The following is a 21,074-nucleotide window of genomic DNA, read 5'->3' as shown; positions in this document are numbered from 1 at the left end:
TTTTTATTGTTCGAAAATGAACATGAATTTGTTTAAAATCGTTCATTTTTACTCCTTCTATCTTCTTTGTTTGATCTTGTAAATGGCAATTAATGAATGTGTTAATGTGAGTGGCACAAAGTCTGTTATTAGTTTTGTAACAAAATTAAATGGAGGATATAGTCATGAAAACTGAAATTAACCACACCCAAAGACACTCAACAGCCAACTACATTTTTTTCGGCATTACATTGAGTATTTTTACATTGAGTATTTATTTCTCATTGGTACAAAATAATTTAGATTTTTACACTAACGCCAGTGTAACTTCTATATTGAATCGTCAGGCAACTACAGCATCAACAGTAACTGTTAATGAATTAAGTCCGATTGACTTAAAACAATATTTTGAAGAAGTAATTGAAGAACCTATGGTAATTGATAACTGGATGAGTGATGCATCCTGGATTTCAACTACAACAACAATTGCTTATATCAATTCTGATTTTGTGGAAGAAACATTGCCCGTTCAGGATTGGATGGTTTTATCTGAAACATGGAATTTTCCAATTGAACAGGAGTTTGCAGAAGCTTCAATTCCTCTAGAGAGTTGGATGTTAAATACTTCAGATTGGAGTTTAATAAATTCTACATATTTTGATGAATCAGCAATAGTTGAAGCATCTATTCCTTTAGAAAGCTGGATGCTAAGCACAGATAGTTGGTTAACAACTTTTAATGAGGAATATGTTGAGGTTGCAATTCCTCTTGAAGACTGGATGTTATCCACTTCATCATGGCAAATTGTAGAGGTTTTAAATTCGAATTACGAAGAAAAAGATATCGCATTAGAGTCGTGGATGCTTAATATAAATAGCTGGGAGAACCTTAGTAATTCTTATGCCAACCAATAATATTATTGACTATATCCTGATTTGAAAGCGAAGATGTTTCTTCGCTTTTTTTGTTTTCTTATTGCAGATAATAATGCAATAAGAGCTATTGTTTCAAATGATTTGGATCATGAGTTCATAAACTCATAAAGTGTCAAATTTAATTAATGTGTTTTTTTAAAATATTTATTAAAAATTGGCGTAATAAATTTTAAAAAGATTCGTTGTCAAATACGCAACCCTTTTTAATTAAATCACGTAAAGTCTATTTGTTAATATTTGTAAAATATAATTGCAAAAATTTAATTTTTTTATTGATTTTTCTTCAACCTTTACTTATTTTGCATTAAGGGTGGGTGGTATAAGAAAGTTAAAAACCATTTTATATTTTTGCACGCCGGATTTACAGCCTAAGAAATTATAAAGGACTTATAGAATAGAGTTATAACACCTTGAATTGAATAATGAAGAAGGGTTTAAGCATCATATTATTTTTATTTAGCTTAATAAGCTTCTTTTCGTGTGAGCGGGAATTTGACTTTCGCGGAGGTTCAGATGGATTGTATTTTTCTAGGGATACGGTTACGTTTGATACTATCTTTACTTCAATAGGTTCCACAACTAAAAATTTTAAAATCTATAATCCCTACAATGAAGATCTGACGATTTCAAATATTTCTTTAGCTGGCGGTGAAGAAAGTAATTTCAGAATAAACATAAACGGATACTCAGATCATAACATAGATGAGGTTGCTCTAAGGGCCAGAGATAGTCTTTATATATTTGTTGATGTAACCGTTGACCCATCAGATGAAAATGAGCCTTTTATCGTTGATGATTCCATACGAATAGTCACAAGCCAAAAAATTCAATATGTGAAGTTGATTGCATATGGTCAGAATATTGAAGTATTTACGCAAAAGTGGCTTGGAACCCAGCATTTAACAAAGGATAAGCCCTATTTAATTTATGATTTTGTGGTTGTTGATTCCGCTGAAACAGTTACTATTGATCCGGGAGCGAAATTGTATTTTTATAAGGATGCCAGCCTTCTTGTATTGGGTACACTCAATGTAGAAGGAACTAAAGAGGAACCTGTATTGTTTTCAGGCCACAGGTTAGAAGAATGGTACTCAGATGTGCCGGGTCAGTGGGGGTATATTCATCTATTACCCGGGTCAGGGCAGAGTTCGTTTAATAATGCGATAATTCGAAATGGTTTAATGGGTATTCTGGTTGATTCTGTTGGCGAGTCCGAGAGTCCTGTTGAAATACATAATACAAAGATTGAACACATTAGTACATTTGGACTTTTGGCTGAATCTTCTGTAATTAACATGAGTAACAGTGTGATAGGGAACTGTGGAAATAGTTCTGTTGCACTTACAGTAGGAGGTGAATATGAATTCTCTCATTGTACCTTTGCTACAACCGATTATCCGTATGGTAGAAACGGTAAATGTGTTTTTCTCAACAATTATTATAAGGATGATAATGGGAATGTTCAAATTATTCCACTGAAGAAAGCTAATTTTAATAACTGTATAATCTATGGTTCAGATTCAGTAGAGCTGGGTACTGATTTTGAATATACAGAAGAGGAAATCCCTGAAGCTGATGTGAAATACAAATTTGATCATACCCTTCTTAAGCTTAATGCGAGCTATGATATATCAAACAAGAATTTCTTTGATAATATAATTACAGACAAAGAACCCAATTTTGTTGATGCAAAAACATATAATTATCAATTGGATACCCTCTCTCCAGCCAAAGATTTTGGAAGAGAGGCGATTGCTAAACAGTTTCCTCTGGACTTATTAAATATGAGTCGTTTAGAAGATGGCGGGCCTGATTTAGGTGCTTATGAACGTCAGGAACGAAAGGAAGAATGATCAGGCTTCTTTTTATATTATTACTTTTTTCAATTCATCTTACTGGTCAGACTATTTCTCCTGAACAATATTCTATCATGTTTTATAATGTTGAAAATCTCTTTGATTGTGAAGATGATTCATTGACTTTGGATGATGAATTCACATTTGAGGGAGATTATCATTGGAGTTATAACCGATACAAACAAAAGCTTAATCAAATTAGTAAGGTAATTCTGAATGTAAATCAATGGAATTATCCATCCATTATTGGTTTATGTGAAATTGAAAATGCTAAAGTACTTAATCAGTTAATTTATGAGACGGGGCTGAATAATCTGAATTTCAAATTCATTCATTATAATTCGCCTGATCGTAGAGGAATAGACGTGGCATTGCTATACAGTCAAAGTAAATTTACTGTTCTTTCTTCCCATCCAATAAATCTCACTGATCCAACATCGAATTTTTACACTCGCGATGCTTTATATGTTAAAGGGGTTGCACTGTCGAGAGATACATTACATTTAATCGTTAATCACTGGCCTTCAAAACGGGGAGGAGAAACTGCCTCGGCAGGCAAACGAATAAGAGTTGCCGGCATTATCAAGTCAGTAACAGACTCTATTCAACTATTAGAAAAGGATGCAAATATCATTTTGATGGGTGATTTTAATGATGAATTAGATAGTGAGGCTATTCAATTACTGCTTAAAGAAGGAGGATTTCATTCGTTGGTTGATCAAAATAAAATTCTGCTTCATAATATAGGTGGCTCTCATAAATTTCAGGGACAATGGTCACTCATTGATCATATATTAATTTCATCACATTTAAAACAAAATGATAGCGTAGTATTATCTCATAAAATTGGCTATATGGATTGGCAATTGGAGGAGGATAAGAGCTATAGTGGACTTAAGCCTAAACGAACCTACTCTGGTCCTCGGTACATTGGGGGAGTTAGTGATCATCTTCCTGTGATTCTTACCATTCAGTATAAAAAAAGGTAGGGGAACAAAGTTCCCCTATAACCCTTAAAAACTAACCCTAAAACAAGTGGACAAGGCCAACCTGTTTATCTTAAAATCTTTTTTCTGAATTCGTATAGTAACAAATATAAACATTAGTTTTTAAGAGCTCTCAATCTTTAATGATTATTTTCTTTAATTGTTAATCTGTCTATACCATTCAAACAAACTCACACTTGCGGCATGAGAAACATTCATAGATTTTATTTTTCCGGGCATGGGAATGTACCTTGTTGAGTGACATATCTCTAGTACCTCTTTACTGATGCCATATTTTTCATTGCCAAGTACAAATGCTACTTTTTTAGGGAGTTGATCAAAAATGCTTGTGGCATTTTCTGCGGTTTCAATTCCTACAATTGAATATTCTGAGGGAATATAAGATAATAATTGGGGAGTTTCGGTGTAGACAACTTCGATATGCTGTAAGGCAGCACCGGCAGTTTTTTTAATTTTGCTTTGTCTTAGATGGAAACCATTTAGTACAATTACTTTGGAAATACCCAGATTTGCTCCCAATCGGATAAGACTGCCAATATTTGAAGGAGTAGCAAATGAATCTGCAATAAGTATGGGTTTCATATTCTCAGGCAAGCCCGGCACATGATGATCTGAGAAAAAGTACTTTGAATGAGTTTCCATTGTTGCTATTTTACTGGCTTTAATCCCATTTCTTTTCCTTTTTTTAGCATTAATGCGTAAGCCTCTTCGTGATTGTTCTCAATTTCACCATCCAGAATCGCATCTTTTATTATGGCTTTTAAATCTCCAATGGCTTTACAAGGTGATATGCCAAAAGTTTCCATGATTTCTTCGCCGGTAACAGGAGGTTGAAAATTACGAACCCTGTCTTTTTCTTCAATTTCTTTTAACTTTCGACGAACGACTTTAAAATTGCGCATGTAGCGTTTTACCTTTTCTTCATTTTTAGAAGTGATATCTGCCTCGCATAATGTCATTAACTCATCAATGTCATCTCCTGCTTCGAATAACAAACGTCTGACAGCCGAATCTGACACAATGTCTTCACTCAGGATGATCGGGCGCATATGTAAATCAACCATTTTCTGAACAAACTTCATTTTTTCGTTCAAAGGCAATTTCATTCTTTTAAAGATCCTTGGAATCATCTTACTTCCAAGAAAGTTGTGATTGTGAAAGGTCCATCCCAGATTTTTGTCATATCGTTTAGTTATAGGTTTGGCAATGTCATGCAAAATAGCAGACCATCTCAACCACAAATTGTCAGTTGTAGGAACAATACGATCTAATACTTCCAGTGTGTGATAAAAATTATCTTTATGGGCCCTTCCTTCTACTTTGTCAACTCCTTTCATTGCCTGAAGTTCAGGGAATATGATAGCTAATAAACCAGATATCTCAAGCAGTTTAAAGCCGATTGAGGGTTTATCCGACATAACTATCTTATTCAGCTCATCAGCGATGCGTTCGCCCGAAATAATTTCTATCCGGTCTTTATTGTTCTTGATTCCTTCAAAAGTAGCATCTTCTATTCGAAACTTAAGTTGTGTGGCAAAACGGATGGCACGCATCATTCGTAAGGGATCATCAGAGAAGGTTATGTCAGGATCCTGAGGGGTACGGATAATTCCATTTTTCATATCGTTCATCCCGTCAAACGGATCTAATAAATCTCCGTATGAGTCTTTATTCAGGCTTAATGCCAGGGCATTAATTGAGAAATCCCTGCGGTTTTGATCATCTTCCAATGTGCCATTCTCTACAATGGGCTTCCTCGAATGCCTTTGATACGATTCTTTGCGGGCTCCAACAAATTCAACTTCCAGATCCCTGTACTTAAGCATGGCGGTTCCAAAATTTTTGAATACCGATAAGCGTAGCCCACCTAATCGCCTGGCAACTTTTTCTGCTAATTCTATTCCGCTGCCAACTACAACAACATCAATATCTTTTGATGGGCGGTTTAAATAAATATCGCGTACAAAGCCACCGATCACGTATGACCGAAGTCCCATCTCATCACTTATATCTCTAATTGTATGAAAAACCGGGTTATTTAACAGTTTTTCAATTTTATTTCTGCCATTTTCTGTCATATCGCTGACAAAATTACAACTTTTTATGGCATATTGACGTTATATTAGAGAATCAGAATTTGGCACAATACTTGATATTGAAATATCGACATTTATAGATATCTTAATTTTTAAATTTAATAATATGCTAGAGAAATTGACAAACGACACTTTTAAAACTAAAGTGTTCAATTATACAGAGAATAAGGAATGGAAATTTGAAGGTGAAGTACCTTGTTTAATTGATTTTTATGCTGATTGGTGTGGGCCTTGTAAAGTGGTAGCTCCAATTTTGGAAGAACTGGCAGCGGAATACGATGGTAAACTAAACGTTTACAAAGTTGATACAGAAGCTGAACGTGAGTTAGCTGGTGCTTTTGGAATTCAAAGTATTCCTTCACTTCTATTTGTGCCTAAAGAAGGTCAGCCTCAAATGGCCATGGGTGCTTTACCAAAAGATACCTTTGAGCGAGCGATCAAAGAAGTTTTGAAAGTGGAAAAATAATCAGTAACCACAAATATTTAAGTCAGATGCGAAAATTTAAGTATCCATTAATTATTGGTATTCTATTAATATCGGCTGTTACTTATGCGTTAACATCACAAGAAAGTAGCATTGAAATAGAAACCACAACAGCAAGTGCCTCGGATGATGCTGGAGGAGTAATACATTTAAACGCACAATCGTTTAAACAGTATGTGTTTGATTACGAAAAAAATCAAACATGGAAATATGAAGGGAAAGTACCTGCTATTTTGGATTTCTATGCTGATTGGTGTGGACCTTGCAAAATGTTGTCGCCTGTTTTACAGGAGCTTCAGAAAGAGTATGATGGAAAGATTCAGGTTTACAAGATAAACACCGATAAGGAACGAGAATTGGCATCTACTTTTGGTATCAGAAGTTTACCCACAATCGTATTTGTTCCTCTTGAAGGAGATCCACAGGCAGCCATGGGATTTCGTCCGAAGACTGATATGGAAACCATGATCAAGGAAATTCTTAAAGTTGAGAAATAATTAATTCAAATAAGTCTCAAGAAAAGCCGGAGAATTAGTTCTTCGGCTTTTTTATTTCAGTATTCTTCATTTAGAAGTCAATATCTTTAGTAGGAATAAATTGAATATTAATATTTGTTAATTGTAAATGGTGTTGTACATTTGCACCGATTTTATACAATGGGGTGCCTTAATATTACGGGCTGAGATCATACCCTTCGAACCTGGCCGGGTAATGCCGACAAGGAAAGAGTTATCTCCTTTTGATCCTCATTGCGGTATTTGTTGTAAACTTAAACTGCTTTTAGATGAAAAATGTATTTTTAGTATTGATTGCAATACTTTTGTCTTCCGGCGCTTTTGCGCAAAATCAAATTAAGGGTAAAGTATTAGATGAAAACGGTAAACCACTGATTGGTGTTAATGTGCTTGAAAAGCATAGTTATCATGGAACAATTAGTAATGCTAATGGAGAATTCATTATTAATATTTTACCATCCGGAGATCAAACTCTGGTATTCTCTTTTATTGGATATGATACGAAGGAGCAAATAGCAAGTTCAAACATGCAGGTGGTTCTAGAGCCTAATGTGGTTGTTACAAGCGAAGTTGTTGTGTCGGCAATTAGAGCCGGAAAAAATGATCCGGTGGCTTATTCTGAAATATCAAAAGAGGAATTGCAGAAAACAAATTACGGACAGGATTTACCGTTTTTACTCGATCAGATGCCAAGTGTTGTAACGAATTCTGATGCAGGCGCAGGTGTGGGTTATACCAATCTAAGAATCAGAGGAACAGATATGACCCGTATTAATGTTACAGTTAATGGTATTCCTTTAAACGATGCTGAATCTCAAGGCGTTTTTTGGGTCAATATGCCTGATTTTGCGGCTTCAGTTGATAAAATACAGGTTCAGAGGGGTATTGGTGCCAGTACTAACGGGGCAGCTTCATTTGGAGCATCAATAAATTTAAACACCCTGAACTCAGCAACAAAAGCAGGTGCTCTTATAGATAACAGTTATGGATCGTTTGGAACTATTAAAAACTCTATTGCGGTATCTACCGGATTACTTCAAAATAATTTAGCATTTGATGTTAGGTTGAGTCGAATTAAATCCGATGGCTTTATTGATCGTGGTGCTTCAGACTTAAAATCTTATTATTTTTCAGGAGGCTATTATGGTGAGAAATCAACTATCAAGTTTATCAATTTTTCAGGTACAGAGGAAACCTATCAGGCTTGGAATGGAGTTCCTAAAGTAAAGCTTGAGAATGATCAGGCAGGAATTGAAAAATTAATATCTCATGATGGCTGGACTGACAAAGAGGCAGAGAATTTATATAATTCAAATGCCAGAACCTTTAATCGCTATCTTTACAATAATCAAACTGATAATTATCAGCAAGATCACTACCAATTGCACTTTACACATGAAGTAAATAAGCTATTTAATTTAACAGCTGCCTTACATTATACATATGGTAGAGGTTATTATGATTCCTTTAAATACGATAGAAAATTTAGTGATTACAATGTAGGTTTTGACTACATTGTTTTGCAGCCTAATGATACCATAAGAAGATCAGACCTGATACAACAAAAGTGGCTCGACAATCACTTTTACGGAGCTACTTTCGCAGCCAACTATCAGAATGATAATATGCATCTTTTAGTTGGTGGGGGTTATAATGAATACGATGGTGATCATTATGGCAAAGTTACTTGGTGGGAAACCAATAACGGAATTCCTGAAAATCATGAGTGGTATAGAAACAATGGTTTGAAAAAAGATTTTAATATATATGCAAAACTAAATTACAACCTAACTGAAGCGTTAAGTTTGTATGGTGATCTTCAATATCGAAATGTTAGGTTTAATATGAGTGGTATACATGACGATTTTGCCGATTTGACTCAGTCTTATAATTTCAACTTTGTAAATCCTAAATTTGGTATTAACTATCAACTAAATGATTTTCACAGATTTTTTGGTTCTTTCGCTACCACCAGACGAGAACCAACAAGGAGTGATTTAAGGGATGCACCTGTTGATAAGAAACCTGATCCTGAGCAGTTGATTGATTTTGAATTGGGATATTCTTTCACCAGCAATAAGGCCTTTTTTAATTTAAATGGCTATTACATGGATTACAAAGATCAATTGGTTTTAACGGGTCAGATTAATGATGTAGGTGCACCCATTATGGAAAATGTGCCGGATAGTTATCGTGCTGGTGTGGAGTTAAGTGGAGGTGTCTTAATCTTTTCAAACTTTAACTGGACTGGAAATGTGAGTCTATCAACAAATAAAATAAAAAACTTTACCGAATACGTTGATAATTGGGATACTTGGGGGCAGGAAATAAAAGATCTGGGAAAAACAGATATTGCATTTTCGCCTGAAGTAACAGTTGCTAGTCAATTTAATTATATGCCTGTAAAAGGACTTACTATTTCTTTAATTAGTAAATATGTCAGCGATCAGTATATCGACAATACATCCAATGAAGATCGTAAGCTTGATGCTTGGTTTGTAAACGACCTTTTATTCAACTATGATTTTATCATTAACCGTGTAGGTGATATTACTTTTGGCTTTAAAGTAAATAATGTATTCAATGAAAAGTATGAATCTAATGCCTGGGTATACCGATACTATTATGGAGGTGAGCATAATGTTTTAGATGGCTATTATCCTCAAGCTGGAACCAACTATATGGCTCGTCTGACTTTAAGTTTTTAAGATGGACAGAGTTTTCTACAATTTTAGAATAATTTTAATCGCGGGTTTTGGCCTGCGATTTTTATTTTAAGTATCCGAATGTAACGTTTTATTATATTATTAATTCGATAAAATGCAGACTTAGAGATGCGGATTGTCATATTTTGAATATTTGCCGATACCTACTTTTGTGTGCTTTCAAATGCTTCATAACAATTAAATGTAGTACCACTAGTAGATTGGGAATGAATAGATATGACGAAGAATATAAAATGTACGTCAATATATTGCACGAAGAGTTAATGCCGGCAATGGGATGTACCGAGCCTATTGCTATTGCTTATGCTGCAGCTATGGCCAGAAAGGTTCTGGGACAACTCCCGGATCGTGTTGTTATTGAGGCGAGTGATAATATCATTAAAAATGTAAAAAGTGTGGTGGTTCCTAATACAGGAAACCTCAAAGGGATAAAAGCCGCAGCAATAGCTGGTATTATTGCCGGAGAAGCAGACAAAGTATTGGAAGTCATCTCAAAGGTTAGTGATAGTGAAAAACAGCAGATAAAGGAGTATCTCTCTTCAAACGATATTACGGTAAATGCTTCAAAAAGTGGAAAAATATTCGACATAGTTGTTAATGTTTACTGCGAAGATTCTTCTGCTTCTGTTCAGATATCACATTTCCATACGAACATTGTACGTATAATAAGAAATAACGAAGTTATTCAGTATGACAGTATCTGTGATGAAGTGAATATGACTGTTAATACCGATCGTTCAAAAATGAGTGTAGAAGGTATTCTTATGTTTGTTGAATCAGTTAATCCGGATGATGTAAGTAAAGTATTAGATCGTCAGATCAATATGAATTATGCAATTGCACAGGAAGGTATTAAAAATAATTGGGGAGCCAATGTTGGTAAAGTTCTTTTAAATGGCTGGGGTAAAGGTATTAAGAACAGAGCAAGAGCGCTTGCTGCTGCCGGATCTGATGCTCGTATGAGTGGCTGCGAACTACCTGTTATGATTGTTTCGGGTAGTGGAAATCAGGGGATGACAGCTTCTGTGCCTGTGATTGAATATGCCAAAGAACTGAAAGTTAGTCAGGATGCATTATATCGAGCATTACTGGTTTCTAATTTGGTTACTATTCATCAAAAAACCGGAATAGGCAGACTTTCTGCCTATTGTGGAGCTGTATCAGCCGGTATAGGTGCTGGTGCCGGAATAGCATGGTTGCAAGGGGGTAGATATAAAGAAGTGGCTCATACGATTGTTAACGGATTGGCAATTGTATCCGGTATTGTGTGTGATGGTGCAAAACCATCCTGTGCAGGCAAGATAGCCTCTGCTGTAGAAGCTGGTATTTTAGGCTATGAAATGTATAAGAACGGACACCAGTTTTATGGTGGAGATGGTATTGTTGTAAAAGGTGTAGAGAATACCATTAAAAACGTTGGGCGATTAGGTAGCATTGGTATGCGTGAAACGGATCAGGAGATTATAAAAATGATGCTTGAAAACTAGCATTTGAAGTTTGAATTTAGAGGATATCCCGAAAAGCACCCCCTTATTTTATGCTTTAAAACAGATGTTTTAGGTGCAGATATCTCAGAAAGTTGATAATTTTCATGATTTATATGAAAATAAGTGTCGTAATTTGGTGCATGAATTAAAATTTAACAACTACTTTTTTTAGAGATGATAATAGGTATTCCGAAAGAAATTAAACCCGCTGAAAACCGTGTGGGAATGACTCCATCGGGAGTGTTGGAGCTTGTTAAAGCTGGTCATACTGTGTATGTGCAATCAACTGCTGGTATGGGTACTGATTTTTATGATGAGGACTATGCGAATGCTGGTGCACAAATTCTTCCGACTATTGAAGAGGTATATGCTATTGCCGAAATGATTATTAAGGTAAAAGAGCCTATTGAGCCGGAATACAAATTGATTAAAGAGAATCAATTACTATTTACTTACTTCCATTTTGCATCTTGCGAGGCTTTAACTAAGGCCATGATTGAGCAAAAGGCTATTTGTTTAAGTTATGAGACTGTAGAAACTCCAGATCGCAGACTTCCTTTGTTAATTCCAATGTCTGAGGTGGCAGGAAGAATGGCTACTCAGGAAGGTGCAAAATATTTGGAGCGCACTTACAGAGGTCGAGGGATCTTAATGGGTGGAGTTCCTGGAGTACCTCCTGCACGTGTTTTGGTAATCGGAGGTGGTGTTGTGGGTACTCAGGCTGCTAAAATTGCAGCAGGTATGGGTGCTGATGTAACCATTATGGATTTGAATCTTGAGCGTTTGCGTTATCTTGATGATACAATGCCAGCCAATGTTCATACGCAAGTTGGTAATGAAATGCGCATTCGTGAAGCAGTTAAAGAAAACGATCTTATTATCGGAGCTGTTTTAATTCCTGGTGCTAAAGCACCAAAATTAATTACCCGCGATATGTTACCAACAATGCGTCAGGGTACTGTTTTGGTTGATGTTGCTATCGATCAGGGAGGATGTTTTGAGACATCAAAACCAACAACTCATGATGATCCAACTTATATCATTGATGATGTAATTCACTATACTGTGGCTAATATGCCAGGTGCAGTTCCTTTTACATCTACATTGGCACTTACCAATGCTACTTTACCTTATGCTATGCAATTGGCAAATAAGGGATGGGTTAAGGCTTGTAAAGAAAATTCAGCCCTGAAACTAGGTTTGAATATTATTAAAGGAGATGTAGTTTATAAAGGTGTATCTGAAGCGTTTGATCTTCCATTGCGCTCTGTAGAAGAGGTTTTAGAGCAAGCTTAATAAATACTTTATCAGATAAAATTTAAGAGACCGTCCTTAAAGGCGGTCTTTTTTATTTGCCAAGGATGAATATAACCGACAACCAAAAGAATGGTATGCCTTCTATCCAGAAATTATAATAGTTTATTTTCCGATTGTTCGATTTTTCAACGAGTAATAAACTAATAACGGTAAAGAGTAAATGAATTATTTTGTTTTGTAATTCATTAGAATCTAGTATAATCAGAGTTCCAATTATTATGAAAATAAGTTGAGAAAGTCTAACTGCATTCTTCGAACCTATTATCTGGGGCAATGTTTTTAGATCTATAGAATCATTATGTAAATCTCTTAAATCAAAAGGTATTGTCAGTGCAATTACGAATAAAAATACAAGAATGCTCTGAATAATTAGTGCTGAGGTTGGTAACTCAGAATAAAAACCAAAAGGAATTATAAGAATTGCCCAACTTACCGAAATAGTAACAATTTTTAAACCGGGTAACCATCGTAGTCCAATATGGTTTTTGTTGGGTAAAAGGTAAAGAATTGACAAGGAGGATAGTACCAAAATAATTATCCATTGAATCTTGTTTAAAGAAAATAATTGAATCGATATATAAACTACAGCTAGAATGTTTAGGATAATTGCTGGGATGAGGTTTTTGTCCATCCATCTTTTACGATGATCTTCCATCTTCTCTGGATTAGTTCTGTTCCCAACCGTGTAAATGTAATTGTATGATAAAAATGTAAGACTAATATTTATAATAACTATTTCATAGTTAATTGCTATGTTGTTGATTACGAAAATAAATATCGTTATTGATCCAGCTGATAATGCCACCCAAAGATTAGAGTAGATTAGCGCATTAGAAATATTGGATAATAACTTGTAAATTATTTGAGATTGTTTATCCATTCATTTAACCAGCCTGACTAATTTTCTGGAGTGTAGTAGTAGCTTGAATTTTAAATTGATTGCCTTCAACCAGTATGATACCACTGTCCTTAAAATCTTTTAAAATTCGAATAAGACTCTCTTTAGATACACTTGATAAATCTGCCATATCCTGCCTGGAGAGTGTAGTATAAAAGATATTTGACTCATACACCTCATTAGAGAGATACAATAAGGTGTCAGCCACCCTGCCGGTCATTTTTTTATGAGAAAGATTAATTAACTGATTGTATAATGTTTGCATCAATTGATGATTGTGCCTGAGAATTGATTCAGCAAATTGATCATTTGAATGAAACACATTCGAAAAAGCATCTATACTAATCAAACATGTGTTTACATCAGTTATTGCAGAAGCTGAAAAGTGATTTCTGTAATCATCAAATATTCCCGGACTGATAATGAAATCACCTGGTTTTAAAACTTTGATAATTAAACTTTTACCTCCCAGGCCTTCAACATGCATTTTTACATAGCCTGATTTTATACAAACCAGGTTACTACATCTAGCTCCTTGCTTAATCAGTGTTTCTCCTTTTTTAAATTCAACTCTGCAGTGTGATTCCTTGAAAATGTTCAATTGCTCAGTGCTCATGGTATCAAAACCATAAAATTTGAGATTGCAGCTTGCACAATTATTGATAAGCAACTGGGCATTGTTCATATTGAGGCATTTAGATATTGATGTAGGTATATATGATTATAAAAATAATGATTACACAATAAATAACAAATATTAACAAAATAAGTTGAGTGTTTTATTCAAATTTTATTCTGATCAGAATATAGATCAAATATGAAGTAAGAAATTGGAATGCAGTAACTATTGCTTATAATCGTTCTAGATTAGATAATAAGGTAAAAATATTACCGAAATATGTAAGATGTAGAATATTAGGCGTTAAGATAGTTTGTATTGATATTTATCAATCACCACTTGCAATTATTCCATTGTTCTTTATTTGTTAAAAAACATTAAACTTGTTAAAACTGAAATTATTAAAGGAGGGTTAACATTTAAATCCAAAAAGTATGAAAGAGCTGAAAAAATTAATGTACCTGTTTATTGTGGTTTTAGCTGCTTTAACAATGAGTTGTACTAAAGAAGGTCCTGCTGGTGCTGACGGTGAAGATGGAGAAAACGGTATGGATGGTTCCAATGGTACTGCTGGCTGTGTTCAGTGTCATGTTAATAACGAAAATTTGGTACTAAAAGGAGCCATGTGGGAGCATTCTGGCCATGCAGAAGGTACTTCATGGGCGAGAGGAACAAGTTCCAGTTGTGCACAATGTCATTCATCTCAAGGTTTCCAGGAATATGTACTAACCGGAGCCGTAGAGAGTGCACCAACTATGCCACTACCTGCAAACTGTTACACATGTCATCAAATTCACGAGACATACACTTCAGAGGATTGGACACTTAGAAATCATACAGGTGTCGACTTTATTCAAGGAGGTCTTAATTATGAAGCTAATAATGCCAATGCAAATACTTGTATAACTTGTCACCAATCAAGACCGGTTGATACTATTGATCCAAGCTCATCTGACTTATATACTATTACATCTTATCGTTTTGGTCCTCATCACGGTCCACAGGGTAATATGATCGCTGGTGCCGGAATGTCAGGTGCAGTCGAACTTGGAAGTAATACGTATGTCAATTCAACTCATGCAACTTCTAGTGATTGTATTACTTGTCATATGGCAAAAGGTGATTTTGAAATTGGTGGACATACTAATCATGTAAGTACAGGTGAATGGGGTGATGATAAGGTAGTAAATAGTGCCGGATGTGTTGCCTGTCATGAGGATATGACTTCTGATGCACTTATGACTGATTATGTAGAGTCGGCTCGTAATAGTAATATGGTACTGTTAGAAGAATTGCATGACAAATTATTTGAACTAAAATATATTGATGCTTCAGGTTATGTTTTAGGTAACGATGGAGTAAACAGAGCTAGTAGTTCAAATCCACTTACCGTATCTCATGAAATAGCTGGTGCGATTTATAACTACAAATTTGTAGAAGAAGATCTTAGTATGATGATTCATAATCCTAAGTATGCCAGGATGTTGGTAAATGAATCATTAGCCGTTCTTCAGTAAAAATATCACTGATTTTCAGATGTCAATTATTAATTGACATCTGAATTTTAGGTAAAGTTATTCATATGAATATAATGAAAGCAATCAAGATATTTGGTGTGTTGTTTATCTTAGGTGTATTGAGCAGTTGTGAGTACAATTTCATTACACCAGATACAGGTGCACCTGTTGATCCAGATGAAACGGTAAGTTTTTCTGAACAGATAGAGCCAATTTGGTCTACTCAAGGTTGTACAAGTTGTCATCCAAGTACTGCAGGTCTGGATTTAAGAGTAGGTTATGCCTATCAGTCTTTACAATCAGAAAGCAGAATTAATACAGAAAATCCCACTGAAAGTTTAATCTTAACAATGCCCGGATCATCAGGAGTACATTCAGATAAAGACTATGTAAGTAATCAGCGGGAGTTGATAAAAGTGTGGATTCAACAAGGAGCACAAGATAACTAAAACCTGTACAGTATGAAGAAATATATATTAACATTGGTTTTAGCTCTACTTTCAAGTAGTGTTTTGTTTGCTCAGGAAGAAGCTGAAACAGAAAAGAAGATTGATAAACCGGTTCGTTCCCCATGGGAATCCGGAACTCTGATTAGTCATCAAACCAGTGTTACTCAGTATGCAAAAACATTGGAGATGGTAATAAGTCACCGTTTTGGTCCAATGGAAAACGGTATAAGTGATGTGTACGGAATTATGGCTCCCGGAGCAAATATTCGCCTCGGACTTAACTATACCATAATTGATAAACTAAGTGTTGGATTTGGTACCAATAGTCAAAAGAAATACCAGGATTTTCAAGCTAAGTATACTGTTTTTGAGCAGACTCGTGAAAATACCATACCTGTGAGTTTAACTCTTTATGGTAACGCTGCAATAAATGCTCAGCATGAATCAGTATTTGGCAAGAACTATGAGTTTTCTGACCGTATGTCCTATTTCTCAGAATTAATTGTTGGTCGTAAAGTAAATGATTGGCTATCATTACAGGCGAGTGTGAATTTTACTCATTTCAATGCAGTAGACAGTCTGATGGACCACGATAAAATGGGCATTGGTTTTGGAGGACGAATTAAATTCAGTCCTCAATCTTCACTTACTTTTGAAGGAGGAATTCCACTTCAGATTGAAAGTATGTCTGAACATACCGAATTCTACTATAACCACAAGATGCATTTTTCTGTAGGTTATGAGGTCTCAACCAGTACACATGCTTTTCAGATATTTATATCAAATGGAGTAGGCATATTACCTCAGGAATTATACATGTATAATGATACCGATTGGGACACTAAAAGTATTCGCTTCGGATTTAATATTACACGTTTGTGGAATTTTTAAAAGTTTGTCAAATTAAAAACAATACCATATGAAAAGAGCAAAGATTTTTACTGGAAGTTTGATAGTGTTGTTTGCCCTGTTGTTGATGTCTTTTGGGCAGGAAAAAAAGCCTTGGGATGTACCTGATAAATATAAGGCAATGAAAAACCCAAATGCTGCCGATGACGCTGATGCTTTAAAATTAGGTAAGATGACTTATGCAAAGCATTGTAAATCTTGTCATGGTAATTTTGGGCAAGGCGATGGACCAAAAGCAAGAAGTATTGACGCTGATTTAGGTGACTTTACAACAGCCGAGTTTAAAGCTTTGAAGGATGGAGTCATTTATTATATGTCAATCGTTGGCAGGGATGATATGCCAAATTTTGAAAAGAAAATTACAGATGAAGAAGAACGTTGGGCTGTAATAACGTATATCAAAAGTCTTAAAAAATAGGTGATATTACATACAAAATCTCTGCCCGCTTGAAGAGTCATACTTCTTGTTGGGCAGTTTTTATATAATCGATATTCTAAATCAATGAGTATGGCGAAAATATATAAAACCAGTTGTTTTCTTATTGTATTACTAACTCTTTGTATTTATGGTAATGCGCAGCAGAATCAACAATGTCTGAAATGTCATGGCCAGGTTTTTTATCAATACGATAATGAGTGGACAGGAAAAGTTGATAAACGTCCAATGAATCCATTCTATCACATCGATAGTGTGAAGATGCATATTTCGGTACATAAAGAATTTTCATGTACCGATTGTCACAGACCCGATTACGAGACATTTCCACATTCAGGAGAGTTGAGAATGGAAGAGAAATATGCTTGTATTGATTGCCATGGTGGAGACGATAACTTTGCGAAATACAATTTTGAAGGTATTGAGCAGGCATTTATGGAGAGTGTTCACTTCAAAGCCAATGATGATAAGTTCAATTGTTGGATGTGTCATGATCCACATGGATATCAACTGGCATTGCGTGGGCAGGAAAGTATAAAAGATGTGGTTTCACTAAGTAACCAAATGTGTCTCGACTGTCACACGAACAAGTTTAAGTTTGGGTTAATCAGTGATGAGATGCCGAAAGATATTGCAGAAACGCATAACTGGTTACCAAATCAACCTAATCATTTTGAAAATGTTCGTTGTATTGACTGCCATACTCAGGTTCAAAGTGATTTACTGGTGTCACATAAGATTTTACCAAAAGAAGAAGCTTTAAAGAATTGTGTGAAGTGTCATAGTGCCAATTCTGTATTGATGGAATCATTATATTCTCACAGAGTTAAAGAAAGTCGTGAGGAAAGTGGATTTATTAATGCAGCCATCCTTAATGAAGGTTATATGATTGGTGCTAATCGTAATCTGGCCTTGAATTATGTTAGTGTAATTCTTTTTGGGATGTTGTTGATAGGTTTGTTGATCCATTTTATTCTTCGTTTAACAATCAAAAACAAGAAGTGATATGAGCGAAAAGTTATTTTTATATCCAACGTGGTTAAGAGTTTGGCATGCACTAAATGCAATCTTCTTTTTGGTTCTTTTGATTACAGGTATCAGTATGCAATATTCCAATCCGAACTGGATTCTGGTTCCCTTTGATCTAGCTGTTGCAAGTCATAATGTTTCCGGAATTATAATCTTGATATCGTACTTGTTCTATCTCTTTTTCTTTTTTACAACCAGTAACAGGCGCCATTATAATATAGTATTTAAGGAATTAGGTAAGCGACTGGCCATGCAGATTAGATATTATGTTTTTGGAGTATTTAAAAATGAAGAAGCTCCTTATCCTACCTCCTGGAATATGAAGTTTAATCCATTGCAACAGATAACCTATGTTGGAGTGATGTTTGTACTTTATCCTGTATTAATTATAACAGGTATTGCTTTGTTATTTCCCGAATTAATTATTGATAACTTCTTTGGGATAGGCGGTACCTTATTAACGGCATTGTTACATGCATCAACAGGATTTCTTGTGAGTATGTTTTTGATTATTCATTTGTACTTTGCTACTATGGGTGCGACTTTTTTTGCTAACTTTAAAAGTATTATAACTGGATATCACGAAGTTCATTAATAAGATTTTATATGGAGAAAAATAAAAAGGGAACCATATGGATTTCCGGTATACTTATCACCCTGTTGCTTTTAGCAATGGGGTTCTTATTTGATTCTGTTTTAGGACAATTTACCTTGTTTAAACCATTGTGGCCACAGAATTTGTACTTCTTTCTGGTGCTCCTTATAATGGGTATGGCAATTGGTGTTATAACTGATAAATTATTCATTAAACAGTTGGCCTCTTTTGGCGCGTTATTACCATCTATGGTTTTGTCTCTGATTATCGGAGGGGTGTTAATTATTGATCCGCTTAGTAATAAATTAGCTTATTTCTCGTACCTGACTGGACTACCGGCTTTCTTTTTATTGATTTATGTTGTCCTGGTTTCTGGTATTTCAATGTCAATTGTTATTAAGAAATATCAAGGCTTAAATAAAATGATACCCATCTTTCCTTTGCTTGGATATCTTGTGTTTGTTATGGCAACTATAGCAGGACAAAATGATTACTATCATATGAAAATGGTGATAGGCAATGATCGCGCTATATTTGAAGGGAAAAATCATGATGGCCGAATACTGCGGACTCCTTTTGCTTTAAAGCTTCTTAATCTTGAATTACCTATCAAGGAATTGGAATTTGCTCTCAGAGAAAATAATCCGGAAGGTATGAATATATTAGAATCAGCACCTTTCTTACAATCAGGATCAGTAGCCTTGGGCAAAATGAAGGTTGATGTGGAAGCCTATTTACCAAAAGCAACCGGATCAGTTAATGGATTTGAAGCGAGGGATACTTCAATAAGTGTACAGGCTGCTCAAATTAAAATTTCAAATACCGATGGAATTTTAATAAACGAAGGATGGGTGAGTACTGGTAGTGCCGGAAATATGCCTTTATCATTGGACGTAGATGAAAGCCTGAAAGTGTCGCTGTTGTATAGTCAGAAACAGAGTTATATTGCCCAGATACGTGTTTTTGATACCGTTTCGAAATATGAAGATCATTCTTTAAGTCCTTCTCAGCATCATAGTTTTAAAGGGTGGAAAATTTCTGTAGATGGTTTTGATCCTCGTTTTGGTGAGGATTCTGCCATGGTGGAGATGGATTTGGTTTTCGACCGGTGGTTTGAGACTAAATACATTGGACTGGTCATTATGTTGTTAGGCTTATTGGGCTTGTTAAAACTGAAAAAATAGGTGAATAGTTTTATTAATTTTTACAACATTTTTAGAGAATTGTATTCCTCTAATTCGTGTTTTATGAACTATTAACCATTGAATTTCCAATAATGCTATTAACTTTTGGTTTTGCCTCATTCAAATTACTAACTTTGCAGGTCGTTATTTCATAAATCCAAAATCTGCATAACGATATTTAATTGCCGTGAGGCATCTTAAAAATTAAAAAATGTCAGTAGCAAAGGAACGCCCTAGAAGAGTAACCACACATGTATTGAGTGAGTTAAAAATGAAAGGGGAAAAGATAGCCATGTTAACAGCCTATGACTACTCTTTGGCCCATATAGTTGATCGTGCAGGAGTTGATGTTATATTGGTTGGTGATTCAGCCTCAAACGTAATGGCCGGATGGGAAACCACATTACCGATCACCCTGGATCAGATGATTTATCATGGTGCTTCTGTAGTAAGAGCAGTAGAACGTTCATTGGTCGTGGTTGACCTTCCTTTTGGAACTTATCAGGGAAACTCTAAAGAGGCCTTGACTTCTTCTATTCGAATTATGAAAGAAACGGCAGCTGATGCTGTTAAGATAGAAGGAGGAAGTGAGATTATTGAATCGGTGCAACGTATTTTATCTGCTGGTATACCAGTGATGGGACACCTGGGATTAACACCTCAATCTATTCATAAATTTGGTACTTACGCAGTTCGTGCCCGTCAGGAAGAGGAAGCCAATAAGCTAATTGAGGATGCTCACTTGTTGCAGGAAGCAGGTTGTTTTGCTATTGTATTGGAAAAAATTCCGGCTGATTTGGCAGGTCGTGTTGCCGAAGAGCTTCATATTCCTATCATAGGTATCGGTGCTGGTAATAAAGTAGATGGCCAGGTGTTGGTTTTACATGATATGTTGGGGATTAATCAGGAGTTCTCACCTCGTTTCTTAAGACGTTACCATAATTTGTATGCCGAAATTACAGGAGCTGTTGGTAATTACATTGATGATGTGAAGAGTGTTGATTTTCCAAATGAAAGAGAGCAATATTAATAAATT

General features: G+C 35.3%; 20 protein-coding genes. 16 read left to right on the top strand and 4 right to left on the bottom strand.

Annotated elements, in window-relative coordinates; all coding sequences use genetic code 11:
- Window positions 1-164 precede the first annotated feature (164 nt).
- From ACRD62_RS03385 to ACRD62_RS03375, 3 genes are all read left to right on the top strand, one after another.
- Window positions 165-893: a hypothetical protein gene (locus ACRD62_RS03385; protein WP_430818714.1), complete on the top strand. Its 729-nt coding sequence runs from the start codon at window positions 165-167 to the stop codon at window positions 891-893.
- Window positions 894-1,336: 443 nt separating this feature from the next.
- Window positions 1,337-2,767, top strand: coding sequence for a hypothetical protein (locus tag ACRD62_RS03380; RefSeq protein ID WP_430818713.1), 1,431 nt, complete (start codon window positions 1,337-1,339; stop codon window positions 2,765-2,767).
- On the top strand, window positions 2,764-3,759 hold the full coding sequence (locus tag ACRD62_RS03375) for an endonuclease/exonuclease/phosphatase family protein (RefSeq protein WP_430818712.1): 996 nt from the start codon (window positions 2,764-2,766) through the stop codon (window positions 3,757-3,759). The genes ACRD62_RS03380 and ACRD62_RS03375 overlap by 4 nt, the downstream gene beginning before the upstream one ends.
- A gap of 153 nt (window positions 3,760-3,912) precedes the next feature.
- Here the strand turns inward: ACRD62_RS03375 and ACRD62_RS03370 are convergent, their stop codons facing one another.
- Together ACRD62_RS03370 and ACRD62_RS03365 are read right to left on the bottom strand one after the other, a co-directional pair.
- Window positions 3,913-4,419: a TrmH family RNA methyltransferase gene (locus ACRD62_RS03370; RefSeq protein ID WP_430818711.1), complete on the bottom strand. Its 507-nt coding sequence runs from the start codon at window positions 4,417-4,419 to the stop codon at window positions 3,913-3,915.
- Between the two features lie 5 nt (window positions 4,420-4,424).
- A complete protein-coding gene (locus tag ACRD62_RS03365; protein ID WP_430818710.1) occupies window positions 4,425-5,855 on the bottom strand; it encodes a CCA tRNA nucleotidyltransferase in 1,431 nt (476 codons plus the stop codon).
- Between the two features lie 124 nt (window positions 5,856-5,979).
- Between ACRD62_RS03365 and trxA (ACRD62_RS03360) the strand changes: the two genes are divergently transcribed.
- The 5 genes from trxA (ACRD62_RS03360) (at window position 5,980) to ald (ending at window position 12,381) form a co-directional block, all read left to right on the top strand.
- Window positions 5,980-6,339: a thioredoxin gene (gene trxA / locus ACRD62_RS03360; RefSeq protein ID WP_430818709.1), complete on the top strand. Its 360-nt coding sequence runs from the start codon at window positions 5,980-5,982 to the stop codon at window positions 6,337-6,339.
- 26 nt (window positions 6,340-6,365) lie between these two features.
- Window positions 6,366-6,854 (top strand): thioredoxin, encoded by a 489-nt coding sequence (gene trxA / locus ACRD62_RS03355; RefSeq protein WP_430818708.1) that lies wholly within the window; start codon window positions 6,366-6,368, stop codon window positions 6,852-6,854.
- Window positions 6,855-7,141: 287 nt separating this feature from the next.
- Window positions 7,142-9,580, top strand: coding sequence for a TonB-dependent receptor (locus ACRD62_RS03350; protein WP_430818707.1), 2,439 nt, complete (start codon window positions 7,142-7,144; stop codon window positions 9,578-9,580).
- Window positions 9,581-9,804: 224 nt separating this feature from the next.
- Window positions 9,805-11,085: an L-cysteine desulfidase family protein gene (locus ACRD62_RS03345; protein ID WP_430818706.1), complete on the top strand. Its 1,281-nt coding sequence runs from the start codon at window positions 9,805-9,807 to the stop codon at window positions 11,083-11,085.
- 174 nt (window positions 11,086-11,259) lie between these two features.
- A complete protein-coding gene (ald, locus tag ACRD62_RS03340; protein WP_430818705.1) occupies window positions 11,260-12,381 on the top strand; it encodes an alanine dehydrogenase in 1,122 nt (373 codons plus the stop codon).
- A gap of 52 nt (window positions 12,382-12,433) precedes the next feature.
- Here ald and ACRD62_RS03335 read toward each other — a convergent pair whose 3' ends face one another.
- Complete coding sequence (locus ACRD62_RS03335) at window positions 12,434-13,057, bottom strand: UbiA prenyltransferase family protein (RefSeq protein ID WP_430818704.1); 624 nt, start codon at window positions 13,055-13,057, stop codon at window positions 12,434-12,436.
- Window positions 13,058-13,286: 229 nt separating this feature from the next.
- A complete protein-coding gene (locus ACRD62_RS03330) occupies window positions 13,287-13,985 on the bottom strand; it encodes a Crp/Fnr family transcriptional regulator (protein ID WP_430818703.1) in 699 nt (232 codons plus the stop codon).
- A 368-nt stretch (window positions 13,986-14,353) separates the two neighbouring features.
- On the opposite strand from ACRD62_RS03330, the gene ACRD62_RS03325 reads away from it, so the two are divergent.
- From ACRD62_RS03325 to panB, 8 genes are all read left to right on the top strand, one after another.
- A complete protein-coding gene (locus tag ACRD62_RS03325; RefSeq protein ID WP_430818702.1) occupies window positions 14,354-15,436 on the top strand; it encodes a hypothetical protein in 1,083 nt (360 codons plus the stop codon).
- A 65-nt stretch (window positions 15,437-15,501) separates the two neighbouring features.
- Window positions 15,502-15,885 carry a hypothetical protein gene (locus ACRD62_RS03320; RefSeq protein ID WP_430818701.1) on the top strand — a complete coding sequence of 128 codons (384 nt, stop codon included), beginning with the start codon at window positions 15,502-15,504 and terminating at the stop codon, window positions 15,883-15,885.
- Window positions 15,886-15,897: 12 nt separating this feature from the next.
- A complete protein-coding gene (locus ACRD62_RS03315) occupies window positions 15,898-16,776 on the top strand; it encodes a DUF5777 family beta-barrel protein (protein ID WP_430818700.1) in 879 nt (292 codons plus the stop codon).
- A 28-nt stretch (window positions 16,777-16,804) separates the two neighbouring features.
- Window positions 16,805-17,212 carry a c-type cytochrome gene (locus ACRD62_RS03310; protein WP_430818699.1) on the top strand — a complete coding sequence of 136 codons (408 nt, stop codon included), beginning with the start codon at window positions 16,805-16,807 and terminating at the stop codon, window positions 17,210-17,212.
- Window positions 17,213-17,302: 90 nt separating this feature from the next.
- Window positions 17,303-18,235 (top strand): cytochrome c3 family protein, encoded by a 933-nt coding sequence (locus tag ACRD62_RS03305; RefSeq protein WP_430818697.1) that lies wholly within the window; start codon window positions 17,303-17,305, stop codon window positions 18,233-18,235.
- Between the two features lies 1 nt (window position 18,236).
- Complete coding sequence (locus ACRD62_RS03300) at window positions 18,237-18,854, top strand: cytochrome b/b6 domain-containing protein (protein WP_430818696.1); 618 nt, start codon at window positions 18,237-18,239, stop codon at window positions 18,852-18,854.
- 11 nt (window positions 18,855-18,865) lie between these two features.
- A complete protein-coding gene (locus ACRD62_RS03295) occupies window positions 18,866-20,038 on the top strand; it encodes a hypothetical protein (protein ID WP_430818695.1) in 1,173 nt (390 codons plus the stop codon).
- A 211-nt stretch (window positions 20,039-20,249) separates the two neighbouring features.
- The gene (gene panB / locus ACRD62_RS03290) at window positions 20,250-21,068 is read left to right on the top strand and encodes a 3-methyl-2-oxobutanoate hydroxymethyltransferase (RefSeq protein WP_430818694.1); all 819 of its coding nucleotides are present in this window, start codon (window positions 20,250-20,252) and stop codon (window positions 21,066-21,068) included.
- Window positions 21,069-21,074: the final 6 nt, after the last annotated feature.

Source organism: Carboxylicivirga caseinilyticus (assembly GCF_050589785.1).
Taxonomy (GTDB): Bacteria; Bacteroidota; Bacteroidia; order Bacteroidales; family Marinilabiliaceae; genus Carboxylicivirga; species Carboxylicivirga caseinilyticus.
This window is presented reverse-complemented; position numbering and strand designations above follow the sequence as displayed.

Excerpts from the sequence above, each read along its gene's own strand:
- ACRD62_RS03385 (WP_430818714.1), top strand. The coding sequence starts at position 165 with ATGAAAACTGAAATTAACCACACCCAAAGACACTCAACAGCCAACTAC.
- ACRD62_RS03380 (WP_430818713.1), top strand. The coding sequence starts at position 1,337 with ATGAAGAAGGGTTTAAGCATCATATTATTTTTATTTAGCTTAATAAGC.
- ACRD62_RS03375 (WP_430818712.1), top strand. The coding sequence starts at position 2,764 with ATGATCAGGCTTCTTTTTATATTATTACTTTTTTCAATTCATCTTACT.
- ACRD62_RS03370 (WP_430818711.1), bottom strand. The coding sequence starts at position 4,419 with ATGGAAACTCATTCAAAGTACTTTTTCTCAGATCATCATGTGCCGGGC.
- ACRD62_RS03365 (WP_430818710.1), bottom strand. The coding sequence starts at position 5,855 with ATGACAGAAAATGGCAGAAATAAAATTGAAAAACTGTTAAATAACCCG.
- trxA (WP_430818709.1), top strand. The coding sequence starts at position 5,980 with ATGCTAGAGAAATTGACAAACGACACTTTTAAAACTAAAGTGTTCAAT.
- trxA (WP_430818708.1), top strand. The coding sequence starts at position 6,366 with ATGCGAAAATTTAAGTATCCATTAATTATTGGTATTCTATTAATATCG.
- ACRD62_RS03350 (WP_430818707.1), top strand. The coding sequence starts at position 7,142 with ATGAAAAATGTATTTTTAGTATTGATTGCAATACTTTTGTCTTCCGGC.
- ACRD62_RS03345 (WP_430818706.1), top strand. The coding sequence starts at position 9,805 with ATGAATAGATATGACGAAGAATATAAAATGTACGTCAATATATTGCAC.
- ald (WP_430818705.1), top strand. The coding sequence starts at position 11,260 with ATGATAATAGGTATTCCGAAAGAAATTAAACCCGCTGAAAACCGTGTG.
- ACRD62_RS03335 (WP_430818704.1), bottom strand. The coding sequence starts at position 13,057 with ATGGAAGATCATCGTAAAAGATGGATGGACAAAAACCTCATCCCAGCA.
- ACRD62_RS03330 (WP_430818703.1), bottom strand. The coding sequence starts at position 13,985 with ATGAACAATGCCCAGTTGCTTATCAATAATTGTGCAAGCTGCAATCTC.
- ACRD62_RS03325 (WP_430818702.1), top strand. The coding sequence starts at position 14,354 with ATGAAAGAGCTGAAAAAATTAATGTACCTGTTTATTGTGGTTTTAGCT.
- ACRD62_RS03320 (WP_430818701.1), top strand. The coding sequence starts at position 15,502 with ATGAATATAATGAAAGCAATCAAGATATTTGGTGTGTTGTTTATCTTA.
- ACRD62_RS03315 (WP_430818700.1), top strand. The coding sequence starts at position 15,898 with ATGAAGAAATATATATTAACATTGGTTTTAGCTCTACTTTCAAGTAGT.
- ACRD62_RS03310 (WP_430818699.1), top strand. The coding sequence starts at position 16,805 with ATGAAAAGAGCAAAGATTTTTACTGGAAGTTTGATAGTGTTGTTTGCC.
- ACRD62_RS03305 (WP_430818697.1), top strand. The coding sequence starts at position 17,303 with ATGGCGAAAATATATAAAACCAGTTGTTTTCTTATTGTATTACTAACT.
- ACRD62_RS03300 (WP_430818696.1), top strand. The coding sequence starts at position 18,237 with ATGAGCGAAAAGTTATTTTTATATCCAACGTGGTTAAGAGTTTGGCAT.
- ACRD62_RS03295 (WP_430818695.1), top strand. The coding sequence starts at position 18,866 with ATGGAGAAAAATAAAAAGGGAACCATATGGATTTCCGGTATACTTATC.
- panB (WP_430818694.1), top strand. The coding sequence starts at position 20,250 with ATGTCAGTAGCAAAGGAACGCCCTAGAAGAGTAACCACACATGTATTG.